This is a genomic window from Stappia sp. TSB10GB4 (assembly GCF_900185745.1).
In the GTDB taxonomy this organism is placed as follows: domain Bacteria; phylum Pseudomonadota; class Alphaproteobacteria; order Rhizobiales; family Stappiaceae; genus Stappia.
The window spans coordinates 92953-110713 of record NZ_FYAV01000026.1; the positions used below are offsets into that span (position 1 = coordinate 92953).

Below are 17761 nucleotides of genomic sequence, written 5' to 3' on the forward strand. Positions count from 1 at the left end.
ACACCTCGTTTCGGCACCTCGTTTCGCAAACCGGTGTTCGGCACCCGCGGGGCTCCGGGTGCCCGCCGTATCGTCACACCGTTCCGACCGTCTTCAGCCTCGCGCGGGCATGCACCTCGTTCTGGCTCATCACCGTCGTATGGGCGCGGAACCGCTCGACGATCGAGCGCACGAAGGGCCGGGTCTGCGGCGAGGTCAGCAGCACCGGCACCTCGCCCAGTTGCGCCGCCTGTTCGAAGGCGTCTCGCACCAGGCGGACGAAGTCCTGCAGCTTCGACGGCGCCATGGCCAGCGAGCGTTCCTCGCCCTCGCCGACGATCGCCTCGATGAAGGCCTGCTCCCACTGCGGCGTCAGCGCGATCAAGGGCAGGTAGCCGCCGGGCGACTGGTTGGCGGCGGTGATCTGCCGGGCCAGCCGCGAGCGCACATGCTCGGCGATGGTCGCCGGGTTGCGGGTGAAGCCGGTCGCCTCGGCGATGCCTTCCAGGATCGTGCCGAGATCGCGGATCGAGATCCGCTCGGCCAGCAGCGCCTGCAGCACCCGCTGGATGCCGGAGACGGTGATCTGCCCCGGCACGATGTCCTCCACCAGCTTCGCCTGCTCGCCGGTGATTTCCTTCAGCAGCTTCTGCACGTCCGCATAGGTCAGCAGTTCGGAGACATTGCCGCGGATCGTCTCGGTCAGGTGCGTTGCCAGCACCGTCGCCGGGTCGACCACCGTATAGCCGCGCAGCGCCGCGTCCTCGCGATACTGCCCCTCGACCCAGGTCGCCGGCAGGCCGAAGGTCGGCTCCGTCGTATGGGTGCCCGGCAGCTTCACCTGGCCGCCGCTCGGGTCCATCACCATGTAGTGGCTCGGGAAGAGCTGGCCGTTGCCCGCCGGCACTTCCTTGACCTTGATGACATAGTCGTTGGCGCCGAGCTGGATGTTGTCGAGGATGCGCACCGGCGGCATCACGAAGCCGAGATCGGCGGCGAGCTGGCGGCGCAGCGCCTTGATCTGCTCGGTGAGCTGGTCGCCCTCCCCGCTCTGGCCGTTGATCAGGGACAGCAGGGCATAGCCGAGTTCGATGCGCAGCTCGTCCATCTTCAGCGAATCCGTCACCGGCGGTTCGCTTGGCGGCGGCGGCGCGGCCGCCGCCACCTCGGCGACCCGCACTTCCTCCGCCGCGTCCTTCTGCGACTTGCTGGAGCGATAGGCGAGGTAGCCGGCAAGGCCGGCAAGGCTGAGGAACGGCAGCATCGGGATGCCCGGCAGCATCGCCAGCGTCACCATCACGAAGGACGACATGCCGAGCGCCTTCGGATAGCCGGAGAGCTGCTGGCCCAGCGCCTTGTCGGCCGAGCCGGCGACGCCCGCCTTGGACACCAGCAGGCCGGCCGCCGTGGAGACGATCAGCGCCGGGATCTGCGAGACGAGGCCGTCGCCGACGGTCAGCAGCGTGTAGGATGCGGCCGCCTGCGAAAAACTGAGGTCCATCTGCGCGACGCCGATGATGATGCCGCCGATGACATTGATGAAGGTGATCAGCAGGCCGGCGATGGCATCGCCCCGCACGAATTTCGACGCGCCGTCCATGGCGCCGAAGAAGGAGCTTTCGTCCTCCAGTTCGCGGCGGCGGCGGCGGGCGGTCGCCTCGTCGATCAGGCCGGCCGACAGATCCGCGTCGATCGCCATCTGCTTGCCCGGCATCGCGTCGAGGGTGAAGCGCGCCGCGACTTCCGCGATACGGCCCGAACCCTTGGTGATGACGACGAAGTTCACGATCACCAGGATCGCGAAGACGATCAGGCCGATGACGAAATTGCCGCCCATCACGAAGTTGCCAAAGGCCTGGATGACCTCGCCGGCGGCATGGGTGCCCTCGTGGCCATTGGCCAGGATCAGGCGGGTGGAAGCAAGGTTCAGCGCCAGCCGCAACATGGTGGCGATCAGCAGCACCGTCGGGAAGGACGAGAATTCCAGCGGCTTCTGGATGAACAGGCCGGTCATCAGGATCAGCACGGAGAAGATGATCGAGATCGCCAGGAACAGGTCGAGCATCATCGCCGGCATCGGCAGGATCAGCACGACCAGGATGATCATGACGCCGAGCGCCAGGGCGATGTCGCCGCGCCGGACCGTATCCCACATCACCGCCAGCGTCGGCATGCCCGCCGGCAGGCGGAGGCCGCCGCCGCCCCCCGCCGCGCCCGAAGCCGCCGGGATCGGGCTCACGCCCTGGGAACGACCCGGGGCGCCCTCGCCCCCGCTCACCGTCACATCGCTCATGCCATGCCCTTCATCGCACCCGCCGGCCGGAGCCGGCCGTCACCCGACCCGTTCCGCTCTCAGGCGACGGCGATCCGCGCCTCGCCGGGTCCGGGGACATCGACCCCCTCGTCGGCATACTGGTTCAGCTTGTTGCGCAGGGTGCGGATGGAGATCCCGAGGATCTTCGCCGCATGGGTGCGGTTGCCCAGGCAATGGTCCAGCGTGTCGAGGATCAGTTCGCGCTCCACATCGGCGACGGTGCGTCCGACCAGGGCCCGGCTGATCGCCTCGGCGGTGGCCGCCACATCGGCGGCGAGCCGCGCATCGGGGCTGGCGGCGCGGGCGATCGGGCTGCCGTCCGGCATGCGGATGGCGTCGACGTCGATCTCCTCGCCCATAGCCAGCAGCACCGCCCGGTGCATGGTGTTCTCCAGCTCGCGCACATTGCCCGGCCACGGATTGGCGAGCAGCATGCGCCGCGCCTCCTCCGAGATCTGCCGGCGTGGCACGCCGTTCTCGCGGGCGTAGCGCTCGACGAAATGCGAGGCCAGCTCGATGATGTCCGTCGGCCGCTCGCGCAGCGGCGGCAGCTTCAGGTTGACGACGTTGAGCCGGTAGAGCAAGTCCTCGCGGAACGTGCCGGCGCGCACCGCCTCGGCAAGGTCGCGGTTGGAGGTGGCGATGATGCGGATGTCGACGGGCACCGGTTTGCCGCCGCCGACCCGGTCGATCACCCGCTCCTGGATCGCGCGCAGGAGCTTGGCCTGCAGCCGCACGTCCATCTCGGAGATCTCGTCGAGCAGCAGCGTGCCGCCATTGGCCTCCTCGAACTTGCCGATCCGCCGGGCGATGGCGCCGGTGAAGGCGCCCTTCTCGTGGCCGAACAGCTCCGATTCCAGCAGTTGCTCGGGGATCGCCGCGCAGTTGATCGAGATGAACGGGCGGTTGGCGCGGGCCGAGCGGGCGTGCACGTAGCGGGAGATCACCTCCTTGCCCGAGCCGCTCTCGCCGGTCACCAGCACCGAGGCGTCGGACGGGGCGATCTGCTCGGCGAGCCGCACCACGGTGGCCATCGCCGGGTCGCGATAGATGATGCTCGACTGGTCGCGCGCCACCGCCGCCAGCACGGCGGCGATCATCTCCGGGTCCGGCGGCAGCGGGATATATTCCTTGGCGCCGGCGCGGATCGCCCCGACCGCCGCGCTCGCGTCCGTCTTGACGCCGCAGGCGACCACCGGCAGGTGGAAGCGTTCGCCCTCCAGCCGCTCGATCAGGTCGGCAATGTCGAGGCCGACATCGGCCATCACGAGATCGGCGCCGCGCCCGGCGCGCAGCACCTTCAGCATCTCCTCGATCGTCGCCGCATGGGTGACCGAGGCGCCGCGGTCCATGGCGATCTTCGAGGCGGTGATCAACTGGCCTTCGAGCGTGCCGACGATCAACAGTCGCATGGGTCTTCTCCTTCCGATCAGCGATCGGACTTGATGATTTCCGTCATGGTGACGCCGAGCTTGTCCTCGACGAGGACGACTTCGCCGCGCGCCACCAGCCGGTCATTGACATAGATGTCGATCGCCTCGCCGACCTTGCGGTCGAGCTTCAGCACCGTTCCCGGCGCCAGCCGCAGCAGTTCCGACACATGCATGCGCGAATGGCCGAGCACGGCCGAGATCTGCACCGGCACGTCGAACACGGCTTCCAGGTCGGCGGCGCTGCGCGCCTGCGAATGGTCGCGCTCGACCTCGCGATGGGGTTCCTGCGCCTCCATGTCGGCGAGCTGGAAACCGGTTTCCTGCATCTCGTTGGGATCGCTCATCCGTCATTCCGCCCCTCGGCGGTCTCCTGGTTGAGGGCCGCTTTGTGCCCCTTGCCGGCACGCCGGCCCTCGAAATAGCGCTTGGCGGCCTGGTCGACCTGCCGCTCGATCGCCTTGCGGTCGCGCACGATGCCGCCATCCGCCCATTCGATGCGGCAGTCGCCGGCGGCGATGTCCGGCTCGCCGAGCAGCACCAGCCGCCCGTCGAAGCCCTTTTCGGCGACCAGCGGATCGAGCCGCCGCTTCAGCTCGGCCATGTCGCCTTCGCGGACGCGGATCACCAGATGCGGCGCCCGCCGCAGCGGCCCGAGGCATTCCGAGATCAGCGCGATGATCTCGCCGAGCGGCTCGCGGGCGATCAGATGGGCGCAGATCCTGCGCGCCACCAGGAAGGCCAGCGCCACCGCGTCCTTCTCGTGCCGGGCCTGCTCGACGTCGAGCTGGCCGATCAGCGCCGAGACCGATTCGGCCAGCCGCCCCGCCTCGTCGGCAAGGCGGCCTTCCTCGCTCTGCTGCTGCTCGCCCAGCGCCTCGGCGCGCCCGCGCTGGAACGCCGCCTGCTCGGCGATCGCCAGCAGCGCCTTGTGCTCCGACAGCGTGATCGTCGGCTCGGCCGGCTCGACGATCTCCTCCACCTCTTCCTCGTCGGGAAGCTCGATGGCCGCGAAATTGCGGTCGAAGAGGAAGCGGTGAACCTTCATATGCGTGCTCGCCATCCTTGTCGTCATCGTTCAGGCCGCTCAGTAGATGATCTCGTCGTCGCCCTTGCTCTTGGAGAGCATCAGCTCTCCCTTCGCGGCGAGATCCTTGGCGGTGGCGACCATGCCGGACTGCGCCTCGTCGACGTCGCGCAGGCGGATCGGTCCCAGCGCCTCCATGTCGTCCTGCATGATCTTCGCCGCGCGCGAGGACATGTTGGAGAAGAAGAACTCGCGCACCGCCTCCGACGCGCCCTTGAGCGCGATGGCGAGGCGATCCTTCTCGACGTTGCGCAGCAGCGTCTGGCAGCTTCCCGCGTCCAGCTTCATCAGGTCGTCGAAGGTGAACATCAGCGTCTTGATCCGCTCGGCCGAGTCGCGGTTCTCCTCCTCGAGCGCGGCCAGGAAGCGGGCCTCGGTCTGGCGGTCGAAATTGTTGAAGATCTCCGCCATCATCTCGTGGCTGTCGCGCCGCGAGGTGTTGGTCAGGTTCGACATGAACTCGACGCGCAGCGTCTGCTCGACCTTCTCCAGAACCTCCTTCTGGATCGCCTCCATCTTCAGCATGCGCGAGATCACCTCCAGCGCCAGCTCCTCCGGCAGGATGCCGAGGACCTTGGCGGCATGGTCGGGCTCGATCTTCGACAGCACCACGGCGACGGTCTGCGGGTATTCGTTCTTCAGGTAGTTGGCGAGCACGTTCTCCTGCACGTTGGAGAGCTTCTCCCACATGTTGCGGCCCGCCGGCCCGCGGATCTCCTCCATGATCAGCGACACGCGCTCGCGCGGCAGGAAGCTCGACAGCAGCCGCTCGGTCACGTCGACATTGCCGTTCAGCGCGCCGTTGCTGGAGATCTTGCGCACGAAGTCGATGAACAGTTCGTCGAGCATGTTCGGCGTCACCGGTCCGAGCCGCGACATCGCCGCGGAGACCTCGCGCACCTCCATCTCGTCGAGCTGTTCCCAGATGCGCCGGCCGTGCCGTTCGCCGAGGGCCAGCAGCAGCACGGCGACGCGCTCGACCCCCTTCAGTTCGCGCTCCTTCTCGGTCGCGCTGATGGTCAGATGGGTGCCCTGGGCGGACTGGATGCTGCCTGCGATGCTCATGCTGCCTCATTCATCCAGCCGCGGATGATCCCGACTGCCTCGTTCGGATATTCGTCGATCAGCGCGCCGACCTTGGCGATGGTGGCGACCTGCATCGCGCCTTGCGCCTGCGCCGCCTCCAGCCATTCGATGCGCGGCGGGCCGTCGCTCTCGCCCTCGCCGAGACCGGACTGGCCGGAATGGTCGGCGAGCATCGCCGGCTCCAGCGGCTGGCCGTCGGCGCCCAGCAGCACCGGCATCGCCTCTTCTTCCTTGGCCAGGATGCGCTTGACCAGCGGGCGCACCGCGAACAGCGTCAGCAGCAGGGCGATCAGGAACAGCACGCCGAGTTCGACGAAGCGCATCAGGTCGGCGCGGGTGAACTCGAACAGGCCCTTCTCCTCCTCGCCGATGATCCCGTGCGGCGACTGGGCGAAGCGCAGATTGACCACCTCGACGGTGTCGCCGCGGCGGGTGTCGAAGCCGACGGCCGACTGCACCAGGGTGCGGATCCGTGCCAGCTCCTCCTCCGTGCGCGGCGCATAGACCATGTCGCCGCCAGCGTCGGGGGCATAGACGCCGTCGACCAGCACCGCGACGGAGAGCCGGCGGATGCCGCCCGCCTCGATCACCTCGGTCTTCACCGACTTGGAAATCTCGTAGTTGACGATCTCCTCGGACTGGTTGGCGATGTCGCGGTTGCCGGCCTCGCCGGTCTGCTGGTCGCCGCCGGGCACCTGGTTGGCGGCGGTGACGCCGCCCTGGCGCCCGGTCGTCGAGGAGTTCTCCTCGCGCGACTGGGTCGAGCGCACCACCTGGCCGTCCGGATCGAAGGTCTCCTGGGTCTCGGAAATCCGCGTGTGGTCGAGTTCCAGCGCCACCCGCACCCGCGAGCGGCCGACACCGACCACCGAGTTGAGGATTTCCTCGATCTGGCTGCGCAGCCGCGCTTCCATCGACTGGGTGCGCTCCTGCAGCGAGGAGGCGAGGAACCCCTCGCCCTGGTCGCCGGCGCCGCTGGCCAGCAAGCGGCCGGTCTCGTCGACGATGGAGACGAAATTCGGCTGCAGCCCCTCGACGGCGGTTGCCACCAGGTGCTGGATCGCGCGGATCTGTCCGGGGTCCAGCTCGCCGCGCACCGACAGGGCGATGGAGGCCGAGGGCGGCTGCGCGTCGCGCTGGAACAGGCGCCGCTCCGGGATCACCAGATGGACGCGGGCCGACTTGATCCGGCCGATGGAACGGATGGTGCGGGCCAGCTCGCCCTCGAGCGCCCGCGTCCGGTTGATGTTCTGGACGAAGCTGGTCGAGCCCAGCGTGTCGGCCTTGTCGAAGATCTCGTAGCCGACCGAGCCGCCGAGCGGCAGGCCCTGTTCGGCCAGCCGCATGCGGGTGCGGAACACGTCGGCCTGCGGCACCAGCAGCGTCGCGCCGTCGTTCTGGATCTGGTAGGGGATCGCCAGGCTGTCGAGCTGGGAGATGATCGCCGAGGAATCCTCGAAGGTCAGGTCCGTATAGAGCGGCGTCATCTGCGGCGCGGTCACCCGCAGCATGATGAAGGCGAACACGCCCACCAGGATCGCCGCCACCGCGCCCATCGCGCCAAGCCGGGCCGGGCCGAGTGTCTTCACAAGATCCGCAAGTCCGTTCACGTGCCCACCCGTCGATGCTGTCGCGGAAAACCTCTGAAAAGACCGGGCCACCCAGGGCGGCTCCTTGGGGATGAGGGGGATGGAAAAGCCCCCCCGGATGGCCGGTAGGCAATTTTTGCCCGCCAGATGGTAAACGAGTGGTTAACGCGCGTTAGGAAAGGGTAAAAGTCGCGGACTTTCCGCTGCTTATCGTGGCGAAATGCGATAGGAGACCGGCAAAATCGACCGGGTCGCGTTAACCTTTCGCGAAGCCTGGTGAGTCGCGCCCCGCCCGGCGCATCAGCGCTTGAGGACCGCGCCAGGGAGAGGATGAAGCGACAAGCACCCGCCGGGGTTACCTCTGGTTCCCGGCTCTCCGGCTTCGCCTGCGGCGGGGATGACCTCCGTGGGGGAGGCACGGCCTCACCCCATCTCGGAGGTCACCCCCCGGTCGCGCGCAAGCACGCGCCGGTCACCCCACCCTTCGCCGTCACACCGGGCGCGCGCTAGCGCGACCCGGTGCCTATTGGCTGCCAGAGCGATCGAGAGGACACGCTCACCCCCTCTCCTTCGTCATCCCGCACGCAGCGAAGCGGAGATGCGGGACCGGCGAGCCGAGGGCCTCACAAAGGCACTCCCAAAAGACACCGCAACCGCCGTGCCTCCCCGGTCCCGGATCTTCTGCCTCGTCCGGGAAGACGCCAAGGAAAGGTCTGTGCGACAAGCACCGTCTGAACACCGGCGGCGCGAAAACACCGAGAGGCCGGCGTTGCCGCCAGCCTCTTCAAGGATCGTTCTGTTCGAAGAGCGGTGTCTGGGGCAGGACGGGCTTGCGGGGAAGCGAGCCGGCCGGGCCTGCCGCCTTATCCTGCCTCAGTTCCGGTATTGCTGGACCCGCGTCGCGCGCAGCCCGGCAAGGCCGTGGCGATCGATCGAACTCTGCCAGGACAGGAATTCCTCGACGGTCAGCGTATACCGCTTGCAGGCCTCGTCGAGAGACAGCAGTCCGCCGCGAACGGCGGCCACCACTTCGGCCTTTCGCCGGATCACCCAGCGACGGGTGGTCGCGGGCGGCAGATCGGCGATCGTCAACGGTGACCCGTCGGGACCGATTACATATTTGACACGCGCACTTGCTCGGTCGGTCATTGTACACTCACACTCAACATGACCACGTTGACTGTGAATGTAACGGTTTGCCTTTAAAAATTACCTAAACGGGAAGCAACAATTCGGTAAGAATTTGAACGACTCGGCCTTCGTAAAAGATGTCATCAGCCGAGGGAAACCCTGCCTTCGTGCAGGACTGCCGTGTCTTGCAAAATGAGAACGAAAAAGGGGCGGCGAAAATTTCTCGCCGCCCCGTGCAATTTCCACCCGCCGGCCGGCCGGCCCGATCAGTTGCGATTGACCGAAAGCACCGTGGCCGCCGACACATAGATCCCGCCGATCTTCAGCATCGCTCCCGAGGAGGTGAACTCGATGCCCTCGACGGTGCCGGAAATTTCCGTCGCCACCGGCACGGTCGGGCGGTTGTTCGCGTCATAGCGGGCGATCGAGATCGAGTAGGCCCCCTGCGGCGCCGACGATCCGGCGGTCGTGCGCCCGTCCCAGGTATAGATGTTGGCGCCATAGGACAGGTCGGCATCCTCGGCGAAGACCACCGCCCCAAGGCTGTTGCGGATCTCCACCCGCGCCTTGCCCGATTCGGGCGAATCGTAGGTCCACTTGGCCTCGCCGTCCTTCAGGCTGGTGGTGTTGCCCGCCGCCGTGACGTTGGTGCCGAGGTAGCTGACATAGCTGGAGGCCGTCGTCGCCGCCATCACCGCCAGCAGGTCGCTGAGCTGGTCGTTGGTCTTGATCTGCTGTTCGACCGACGAATACTGAACAAGCTGTTCGGTATACTTCGATGAATCCATCGGGTTCAGCGGATCCTGGTTCTTGATCTGGGTCGTCAGGATCGACAGGAACAGCTCGTAATTGTTCGAAAGCGCCGTCAGCGAGGCGGAGGTGGTGGTCGCCCCGCCGCTCGTGCCGCTGCCGCTAATGCCGCTCGTCGCCATCTCGTTCACTCCTGTCGCCGTCCGGCTCCCGCCGGGGCGCGCCATGCCTTGCGGGCTATACCTGGATATCGAGGGCGCCGCTGGCGCCGCTCACATAGGCCCTGGCTGCCGCCATCGGCAGCGTGTCGCCGTCCTCCTTCTGGAGGCCGCCGCCCTCGCCCGGCGCGAGGCGGTCATTGCCGCCCTCACCCCGCTCGAAACCGGCGAAACCGTTCTGGTTCTTCAGCGACATTTCGAGTCCTCCGCTTTCCAGCTTGAGGCCGGCGGCATCGAGTGCCCGTTCCAGCCCGCGCTGGTCGCGCAGGAACATGTCCAGCGTCTCGCTGCGTTCCACGGAAAGGTGCGCCCTCACCGTGCCGTCGCGCGAGACCTTCAATTCGACATCCACCCGGCCGAGTTCCGGCGGGTCCATACGGATCTGGAAGCGCGTTTGCCCCTTCTGGGCAAACCTGGCGACTTCCGTCGCCAGATGAGCGCTTGCCACTGCCACGTTCTGTGGCAGTGCCGCCGTCGATCCGCGCAAGGCGGCGGTTGAAGCCTGGGCCTGCGCCTCGGCGCGGCCAATCTCGATCTGTCCGTCGAAGCCGTCGAGCGACCTGTCGCCGCCCTGCGGCTCGCCGGCCGTATCCGTCATCGCCGCCGCGAAGGCGAGCGCCGCGGCGCTGACCCCCGGCCGCTGTGTCTCGCCGGATGCCGCAGCCGACGCGCCCGGGGCGCCCGCCGATGCCGGCCGCGCCTCGGCCGCCGGCCTGTCGCCGCCCGCATCCGCGCTTCTGGCATCCGCGCCCCTCGCCAGCGCGGCGAAGGCGTCCGCCTCAAGGCTCGCGGCCTCGCTCAGCACCGCATCGCGCGCCTGTGCCGAAGCCAGCCCCTGCGGCGGCACCGGCATCGATGCGGACTGTGCCGTCCCCGCCTGTGTCGTCCCTGCCTGCGATGTACCTGCCTTGGTCGCGTTCCCGTTGGTCGCGCCGGCCTTGGTCGTGTCCGCCTTGGTCGCCCCGGCCTGAGACGCACCGGTGGCGGCCGCCTGCAGATCCACCTTCAGGCTCGCCGGCACGGATGGCTGCGTGTTCGCCTGGGCAGCAGTCTGTGCAGTGGCCTGGGCAGCAGTCTGGGCAGTGGCCTGGGCGCGCGCTGCGCTCTCGCCCGTCGCGCCGGCCGAACCGTCGCTCATCTCGGCCACCGTCACCTCGACACCGGCCGGCAGGCTGGCGCCCTGCCGCGCCAGGGTGGAGGTAGCGGCGCGCATCGCCGCGGCGACGTCGGTCCGCACGGCCGCCTCGCTCTGCATCCGCGCAGCCGTCGCGCCGCTCTGGTCACGAGGCGAGGCCACCGGCCGCACCGGAGCCTCGGGGGCGTCAGGCAGCGCCTCCTCCGCGCCGGGCATCGCTGCACCCGTCGCCGTTCCGATGGCCGTCACCATCGGCGCCGGACGCGGCGCATCTGCCGAAGCCGAAGCCTGGGCCTGCGTTTGAGCCTGGGCCGGGGTTGGGATCTGCGGCGGCAGCGCATTCACGATCCGTGTCGCTGTATCCGCGCCGGCGCCAGGCTGCCCCGCGCTCCGAACCGCGCTCTGGCTCACGCTCTCGCCCATGCTCTGGCCAACGCTCTGGGCAGCACCCCGGACCGGGCCCTGTCCGGCGCCCCGCGCGGCATCACCAGCCGCGCCAATGCCCGTGCCAATGCCAGTGCCAGTCCCGATACCAGTGCCGGCCTCCGGCGCCAGCATCCTCGCCGCCAGTCCCGCGGATGTCGTGCGCATGGCCGGCTGCGCGCCTGCCGGCGCGGTCTCGCCCGCCTGTTCCGTTCCGGCCCGTTCCGTTCCAGCCTGTTTCGTTCCGGCCTGTTTCGTTCCGGCCTGTTCCGTCCCGGCCGCCGGCCGCGTCGCGGCGCCGCTGGTCGCGATCGTCTCGCCGCCGCGCCGTGCCGTCGCCGCCATCTTCCGGGCAGCCTCGGCAAGCTCGGCCTGCGCGTCCGTCTCCTCGCCCGCCCCGTCCGCCAACGCGGCGGCCGTTCCGCCGCGCGGGGCCTCGGGTGCGTCGCTGTCAGTGGCGTCGGCCTGCGGCAGGGCCGCAAGATCGCCCGCCGCGTCCGCCAGGCGCGCGCCAAGGGCGGCCACCGCCGCGCTGGCGAGCGGCGCCGCCGGACCCAGCACCGCTGCGGCAACACCCAGTCCCGCCGGCGTTGTCGCCAGAACTTCGGCCGCCTTGCCGGCCGTGGCGATCAACCCGGAGAGAATTCCGGCGCGGCCTCGTTCCTGACCAGCCGCATCGCCCTCGCTGACATCGGCATCCGCATCGACATCGACATTGACCTCTGCCTGGGCGCGCGCCGGCGCATCGGTCCGCACCTCGCCGCCCGCCGCGAAGGCGGCCGGCAGGCTCGCGGCCACGGTCTCGGCAAAGCTCGCGGCAAGGCTCGTGGAAACCGGATCGGCTCCGCTCCCGGCCAGGTTTTCGCCCGTGGTTTCGCCCGGGATCTCGGCGCCCCCTTGGGCCCGCCCCTCGTTGCGCCCGGCCATCAGCGCCGAGACGAGATCGCGCCGCGCCTCGCCGGCAGCAGCAGCATCAAACCGCAAGGGCAGGCCGGCAACCGGCATCCGCCCGGCTGGAACCGACACCACGCCCGCCGGCAGCCGCCGGGCCGCGATCTCGGCAACGCCCGCCTGCTGGCCGGCGCCCTCGCCCCCGGCAGAGCCCAGCAGCATCGCGAAGGCCGACGCGCCCTGCACGCCGCCGCCGGCAAGGCCGGTGCGGGCGGCCGTGGTGCCGGCTGTCGATGTCGTCGGGAACTGCCCTGCGAGGATCACGCGTTTCTCCGCCAGTCGTCGGCGCGGACACCGGATCCCCGGCGCGCACCATCTTTTGCAAGAGGGGAGAGCAAATGCCGGGCCAGATCGGAAAAATCGCGAAAATCCTCGCCTTTTCGGTAAACACCCCCTTGTCGAGCCGCTCTTTGCGCCTCACATGCCGGGTAAAGTTTGCCGGGTGTGGCAAGCTTTGCCGGGTGGACCGGGCGAAAACCGCCCTGGCGCGCTGCGGCGTCCCCTTTCCCATGGGCCGGGCGATCCGCTATAGTCGCGGGCAACAGAAGCGGGCCGCCAGATACAGAAGACCTCACGCGCGTCCTCCAGCGACCGTCCGCGCAGAGCCCGACAGCCGCCGCAAGCGGCCGCCGGCCCGCAATCCGACAGGACCGCAAGGTGACATTCATGCTCAACAGTCTCGACATCCCCAAGCGACCGGAGGACACCCGCGTCGTCGTCGCCATGTCCGGCGGCGTCGATTCCTCCGTCGTCGCCGGGCTGATGAAGCGCGAGGGATACGACGTCATCGGCGTCACGCTGCAGCTCTACGACCACGGCGAGGCGGTGCACCGCGCCGGTGCCTGCTGCGCCGGCCAGGACATCCAGGACGCCCGCCGCGTCGCCGAGCGCCTCGGCATCCCGCATTACGTGCTCGACTACGAGGACCGCTTCCGCGAGAAGGTGATCGAGCGCTTCGCCGAGAGCTACATCGCCGGCGAGACGCCGATCCCCTGCGTCGCCTGCAACCAGACGGTCAAGTTCTCCGACCTTTTGGAGACCGCCCGCACGCTCGGCGCCGACGTGCTGGCGACCGGCCATTATGTCCGCTCCCGCCTCCTCGACGGCCACCGGGCGATGTTCCGCCCGGTCGATCTCGACCGCGACCAGAGCTACTTCCTCTTCGCCACCACCCGGGAACAGCTCGACTTCCTGCGCTTTCCGCTCGGCGGGCTGACCAAGCCGCAGACCCGCGAGCTCGCCCGCGAATTCGGCCTCACCGTCGCCGAGAAGCAGGACAGCCAGGACATCTGCTTCGTGCCGCAGGGCCGCTATGCCGATGTCATCGAGCGGCTGAAGCCGAACGCCGCCGAGCCGGGCGACATCGTCCATGTCGACGGCCGGGTGCTCGGCACCCATCACGGCATCATCCACTATACGATCGGCCAGCGCCGCGGCATCGGCATCGCCACCGGCGAGCCGCTCTATGTCGTGCGTCTGGAGGCGGAGGGCCGCCGCGTCGTCGTCGGCCCGCGCGAGGCGCTCGGCACCCGCGAGATCGTCCTGCGCGAGGTCAACTGGATCGGCCCCGGCCGCCTTTCCGACATCCCGCCGGGCGGCATCGAGCTGCACGCCAAGGTCCGCTCCACCCGCCCGCCCAAGCCGGCCGTGCTGCGCCTCGTCGAGGGCCAGGCGGTGATCGATCTCGCCGACGGCGAGACCGGCGTCGCGCCGGGCCAGGCCTGCGTCTTCTTCGACGACGACGGCGACGGCGCCCGTGTTCTCGGCGGCGGCTGGATCGAGCGCACCATTCCCGTCAATTCAGGCCTCAGCGCCCCGCGCGCCGAAGCCGCCACCGTGGTTCCGCTGTAATGGCTGCCGAGTTCTGGCCCGTCAGCCGCCTGCGCCGGATCGCCGACCGCCTCGCCAAGCGCCTCGGCCTTGCCCGCGTCGCCGGCCCCTCCACCGGGTCGGTGGAAAGCGCCTATGCCCGCTGGGCGCCGGTCTATGACTGGGTGTTCACCGCGCCGCTGGTGTTCGGCCAGCGCGCCGCCGCCCGCGAGGCCAACCGGCTGAGCGGCGAACTGGTGGAAGTCGGCGTCGGCACGGGCCTGTCCCTGCCGCTTTACGGCGAGAACCTGACCGTCACCGGCATCGACCTGTCGAAGCCGATGCTGGAGCGCGCCCGCGAGCGCGTGCGCCGCAAGAAGCTGAAGAACGTCGCCACCTTGCGGGCGATGGACGCGACCGAGATGGATTTCGACGCCGCCCGCTTCGACATCGCCACCGTCATGTATGTGATGACCGTGGTGCCCGATCCCTCCGCCGTGCTCAAGGAGCTGGAGCGGGTGGTCAAGCCCGGCGGCACGGTGATCATCGTCAACCATTTCGCCGCCGACAAAGGCCTGCTGGCACTGATCGAGCGCGGCCTTGCCCGCTTCGCCTCGGCGCTTGGCTGGGATCCGCTGTTCCGCCGCGAGACGGTGCTCGACAACACCGCGATGGAACTGGTCCGCGAGGAGCGCCTCGCCCCCTTCGGCCTCTTCACCATGATGGTGTTCCGCCGTCCGGACTGACCCGAACCGATCCTCTCAGGCCCGAAACGAGCGGCGGGCCGGTGTTGCCCGGCCCGCCTGTCGTTGCATCCTGTCGTTACGTCCTGCCGATCACATCTTGCCGATCGAGAAGAACAGCGTCTCGCCCGAGGCGTCCTGCAGGCCGTCATTGTCGGTGACGACGAAGGCGGTGCCGGCCGCGTCGATGGCGAAGCCCTCGACCTTGTCCTGCACATAGCCGTTCAGCACCATGAGGTCGGGAAGCAGGTCGCGCACCTCTTCCTTGCTCACCACCGGCAGGTCGCCGCCGAGCGGCGCCGGCTGCAGCTCCGCCACCGGCACGCGGTAGAGCTTCTTGATTGTCGCCGCCGCGCCGATCTGGTTGTCGCGCTCCAGCACATAGACATGGTCGCCATGCAGGGTGATCTCGGACAGGCCCACCCAGCCGGTCTCGGCCGCGTCGAGCGGGTAGTGCACCGCGCCCCAGGTCTTGGCCTTGGTGTCATAGGCCACCAGCTTGACCATCCCCTTGGGATCGTCCTTCCATTCGCGCTGCACCGCCATCCACAGCACGTCGCCTTGCACGGTGATCCCCTCGAAGCCGAAGCGGATCTCGTGGGCGAGCAGTTCCGGCGGCAGGGCGATCTCCTGGCGGATCTCGCCCTTGGCATCCGTGCGATAGATCGCATGCGGCACCAAGCGGTCGCTGCGCCCTTCCGAGGCCAGCCAGAAGCCGCCGTCGCCGGCCAGCGCAATGCCTTCCAGATCCAGCTTCTGCGCCGGCTGGCCGGAGCGGGTCACCACCCGCTTTTCGGTGATGCGCGCCGGCGTCTGATTGGCGTCGATCGTGTAGATGGCCGGCTGCATGCCGTAGACGCTGTCGGACACGGCGTAGAGAATGCCGGGCTTTTCCGCATCCGCCACCAGGCCGGACAGGGCACCCCAGCCGATCAGGCTGTCGGCCCCGGCCGAGGTCAGCATCGGATAGGCGGCCGGCGCGTCCTGCCATTCGTAGATCATCACATGGCTGCCGGCGCCGCCGTCCTCGCGCGCGTCGAACTCGTTCGCCGTGGCGATCAGGTTGCGCGAGGGGATGGCGACCACGCCCTCGGGGCTGATGCCGGAGGGCAGCAACTGGTGCAGGCGCGGCTCCGACAGGGTCGACACGTCATAGACGCCGATCACCGAGCCGCGCTCGGAGGCGACGAAGACCATCGGAATGCCGCCGAACGTACCGGTCTCCATGCCTTCCGGCTCCACGCCCTTGGAATGGCTGCGGTGCTCGGGATAGTGGCCGATCTCGACCAGCGCATGTTCGAACGACGTGCCGGCGTCATAGACCAGCGTGCCATCGCGGCGGAAGATCGACCAGCCGCGCGTGCCGCCCTTCCAGTCGCCCTCGTTGGCGAAGGCGACATGGTCGCCGTCGAGCCACTTCACCGCGTCCGGCTCGCGCGGGATCGGGCCCTTGCTGCCGCTGAACTCCAGCGCGCCGTTGCGGCGGGTGTCGACGCCCTCCAGCGTCACCTCGCCGGCCGAAAAATGCGACACCACCGTGCCGTCCGCGCCGATGATGACGATGTGGTTGTTTTCCTGCAGCGTGACGACGATTTCGCCGGCCTCGTTGATGTCGACGAATTCCGGCTCCGGATCTTCCGGAGCGATCTCGGCAAGTCCGGTCATGTCGATCACCTGCAGCGCCGCGCAGTCCACCGCGCCGTCGCTGACCGGCAGCTTGACGACGAAGCCGGCCGGCATCTGCGGCAGGCCGCCGTCGCCCAGGTCCTCGTCGCGCTCGTTCTCGATCGCCACCGCCAGGAAGCTGCCGTCCGGCGCCTTGGCGACGGAATCGGGCTGGCCGCCGAGGTCGCATTCGGCAACGATCGTCTTGCTGGCCGGGTCGATGGTGACCAGCTTGCCCGACGGGTTGGCATAGCTTTCGGACGTGTTGACGCCCGCGAAAACCATGTTGCCGACAAAGACGGCGGTGGTCGGCTCGCCGCCCACGTCGATATTGCCGAGCGGCTTGGGCGCGCGCGGGTCGGTGATGTCGATCAGGCCGACGACGCCGAGCGGGCTGTCGCTATAGACCAGGGTCATCCCGTCTTCCGAGGCGGAAATGATCTCGGCCGAGGTTTCGCGGGCCGGATCTTCGCCCGGCGCCATGTTGGCGATCACCGGGAAGGTGGCGATGCGGTTGAAATTCTGCTCGGCGCCGGCCATCGCCGTGGAGGCGAGAAGGGCTGCTGCGAAGCCTGCAAGTGTACGGAGTGTCATGGGTTCCCCTCTCCTGACCGCGATCGGTCGCGGATACGCGGAACCCGTGTTAGGGGCGGTCTGTGACACGCCGTTGACAGCCCGTCCCGGTCCGCCTGGCGGCACCGTCACACGGGCTTGGCGGAAGGGATCGAGCGGGCCGGGACAGGGGCTAAGGGGGAGAGCCCCTGCGGCCGTCGGAAAACCGCGTCAGCTTTCCGTTTTCTCGGAAATCTCCAGCAGCAATTCGTCTTCATCGCGGAAATAGAGGGTGAAATGCTCCGGGTTCAGCGCCCGCCGGTCGGGATCGGGGTCGCGGTCGAGGATATACTGGATGGCCTTGCCGACATCTTCCGCGATCATCGGCACCGCCTCCTTGAAGGAGGGGTAGCCGGCGATGAGAGTGTAGGACGTGACGAGGACCGTTCCGACCATCTTGAACCGCGCGATGATGCTGCCCGCGCGCACGTCGCTGAAGTCGAGGGTCAGCCCTTCAAGGGCGACATCGTATCCCGAAATGCTGAAGCCGAGGCCCGCATCGAGGACCGCGTGAAGAGCGTCATTGATCTTCTCGGCGATCTCCCGCGAGGCCTGCTCGGCATATGCGTCCCCGACCTCCGCGAGGGAGACCCCCGTATAGACGATCTCCGCATAGCCCAGGGTGAGGGTCTCCGCCTCGGGTTCGGGCTCCATCATCTCCATCATGGCCATTTGCTTGCAATCCGCTTTTTGTCCGCGCAGGCAGATCAGAATTCATTCATGAAACAAAATTATACTACCATTACTGCCATAAATTTAAAAGTATTATTACGTTAACTTCACGCAAAAATCCTCTCATCTGCACAAAGAGAGGTTCTGCATGTTGAAAAATCCCCGCA

General features: G+C 68.3%; 13 protein-coding genes. 2 read left to right on the forward strand and 11 right to left on the reverse strand.

Annotation, left to right across the window (positions count from 1 at the left end; translation table 11 throughout):
• Positions 1–73 precede the first annotated feature (73 nt).
• The 9 genes from flhA to TSB10GB4_RS03245 form a co-directional block, all read right to left on the reverse strand.
• A complete protein-coding gene (flhA, locus tag TSB10GB4_RS03205) occupies positions 74–2272 on the reverse strand; it encodes a flagellar biosynthesis protein FlhA (RefSeq protein ID WP_186394521.1) in 2199 nt (732 codons plus the stop codon).
• A gap of 59 nt (positions 2273–2331) precedes the next feature.
• Entirely contained in the window at positions 2332–3705 is a 1374-nt protein-coding gene (locus tag TSB10GB4_RS03210; protein ID WP_186394522.1) for a sigma-54 dependent transcriptional regulator, read from the reverse strand.
• Positions 3706–3722: 17 nt separating this feature from the next.
• Positions 3723–4022 carry a flagellar motor switch protein FliN gene (gene fliN / locus TSB10GB4_RS03215; RefSeq protein WP_244293028.1) on the reverse strand — a complete coding sequence of 100 codons (300 nt, stop codon included), beginning with the start codon at positions 4020–4022 and terminating at the stop codon, positions 3723–3725.
• 44 nt (positions 4023–4066) lie between these two features.
• The gene (locus TSB10GB4_RS03220; protein WP_208984393.1) at positions 4067–4786 is read right to left on the reverse strand and encodes a FliH/SctL family protein; all 720 of its coding nucleotides are present in this window, start codon (positions 4784–4786) and stop codon (positions 4067–4069) included.
• A gap of 24 nt (positions 4787–4810) precedes the next feature.
• Entirely contained in the window at positions 4811–5875 is a 1065-nt protein-coding gene (gene fliG, locus TSB10GB4_RS03225; protein ID WP_186394524.1) for a flagellar motor switch protein FliG, read from the reverse strand.
• On the reverse strand, positions 5872–7506 hold the full coding sequence (fliF, locus tag TSB10GB4_RS03230) for a flagellar basal-body MS-ring/collar protein FliF (protein WP_186387176.1): 1635 nt from the start codon (positions 7504–7506) through the stop codon (positions 5872–5874). The genes fliG and fliF overlap by 4 nt, the downstream gene beginning before the upstream one ends.
• 852 nt (positions 7507–8358) lie before the next feature.
• Entirely contained in the window at positions 8359–8634 is a 276-nt protein-coding gene (locus TSB10GB4_RS03235; protein WP_067217848.1) for a DUF1153 domain-containing protein, read from the reverse strand.
• Positions 8635–8882: 248 nt separating this feature from the next.
• Entirely contained in the window at positions 8883–9548 is a 666-nt protein-coding gene (locus tag TSB10GB4_RS03240; protein WP_186394525.1) for a flagellar hook assembly protein FlgD, read from the reverse strand.
• Positions 9549–9603: 55 nt separating this feature from the next.
• Entirely contained in the window at positions 9604–12357 is a 2754-nt protein-coding gene (locus TSB10GB4_RS03245) for a flagellar hook-length control protein FliK (RefSeq protein WP_186394526.1), read from the reverse strand.
• 402 nt (positions 12358–12759) lie between these two features.
• On the opposite strand from TSB10GB4_RS03245, the gene mnmA reads away from it, so the two are divergent.
• Both mnmA and TSB10GB4_RS03255 read left to right on the forward strand, forming a co-directional pair.
• Positions 12760–13944: a tRNA 2-thiouridine(34) synthase MnmA gene (gene mnmA, locus TSB10GB4_RS03250; RefSeq protein WP_186394568.1), complete on the forward strand. Its 1185-nt coding sequence runs from the start codon at positions 12760–12762 to the stop codon at positions 13942–13944.
• The gene (locus TSB10GB4_RS03255; protein WP_186394527.1) at positions 13944–14648 is read left to right on the forward strand and encodes a class I SAM-dependent methyltransferase; all 705 of its coding nucleotides are present in this window, start codon (positions 13944–13946) and stop codon (positions 14646–14648) included. The genes mnmA and TSB10GB4_RS03255 overlap by 1 nt, the downstream gene beginning before the upstream one ends.
• 90 nt (positions 14649–14738) lie before the next feature.
• On the opposite strand, the gene TSB10GB4_RS03260 is transcribed toward TSB10GB4_RS03255, so the two are convergent.
• Together TSB10GB4_RS03260 and TSB10GB4_RS03265 are read right to left on the reverse strand one after the other, a co-directional pair.
• Complete coding sequence (locus TSB10GB4_RS03260) at positions 14739–16904, reverse strand: esterase-like activity of phytase family protein (RefSeq protein ID WP_186394528.1); 2166 nt, start codon at positions 16902–16904, stop codon at positions 14739–14741.
• 189 nt (positions 16905–17093) lie between these two features.
• Positions 17094–17588, reverse strand: coding sequence for a hypothetical protein (locus TSB10GB4_RS03265; protein ID WP_186394529.1), 495 nt, complete (start codon positions 17586–17588; stop codon positions 17094–17096).
• Between the last annotated feature and the right edge of the window lie 173 nt (positions 17589–17761).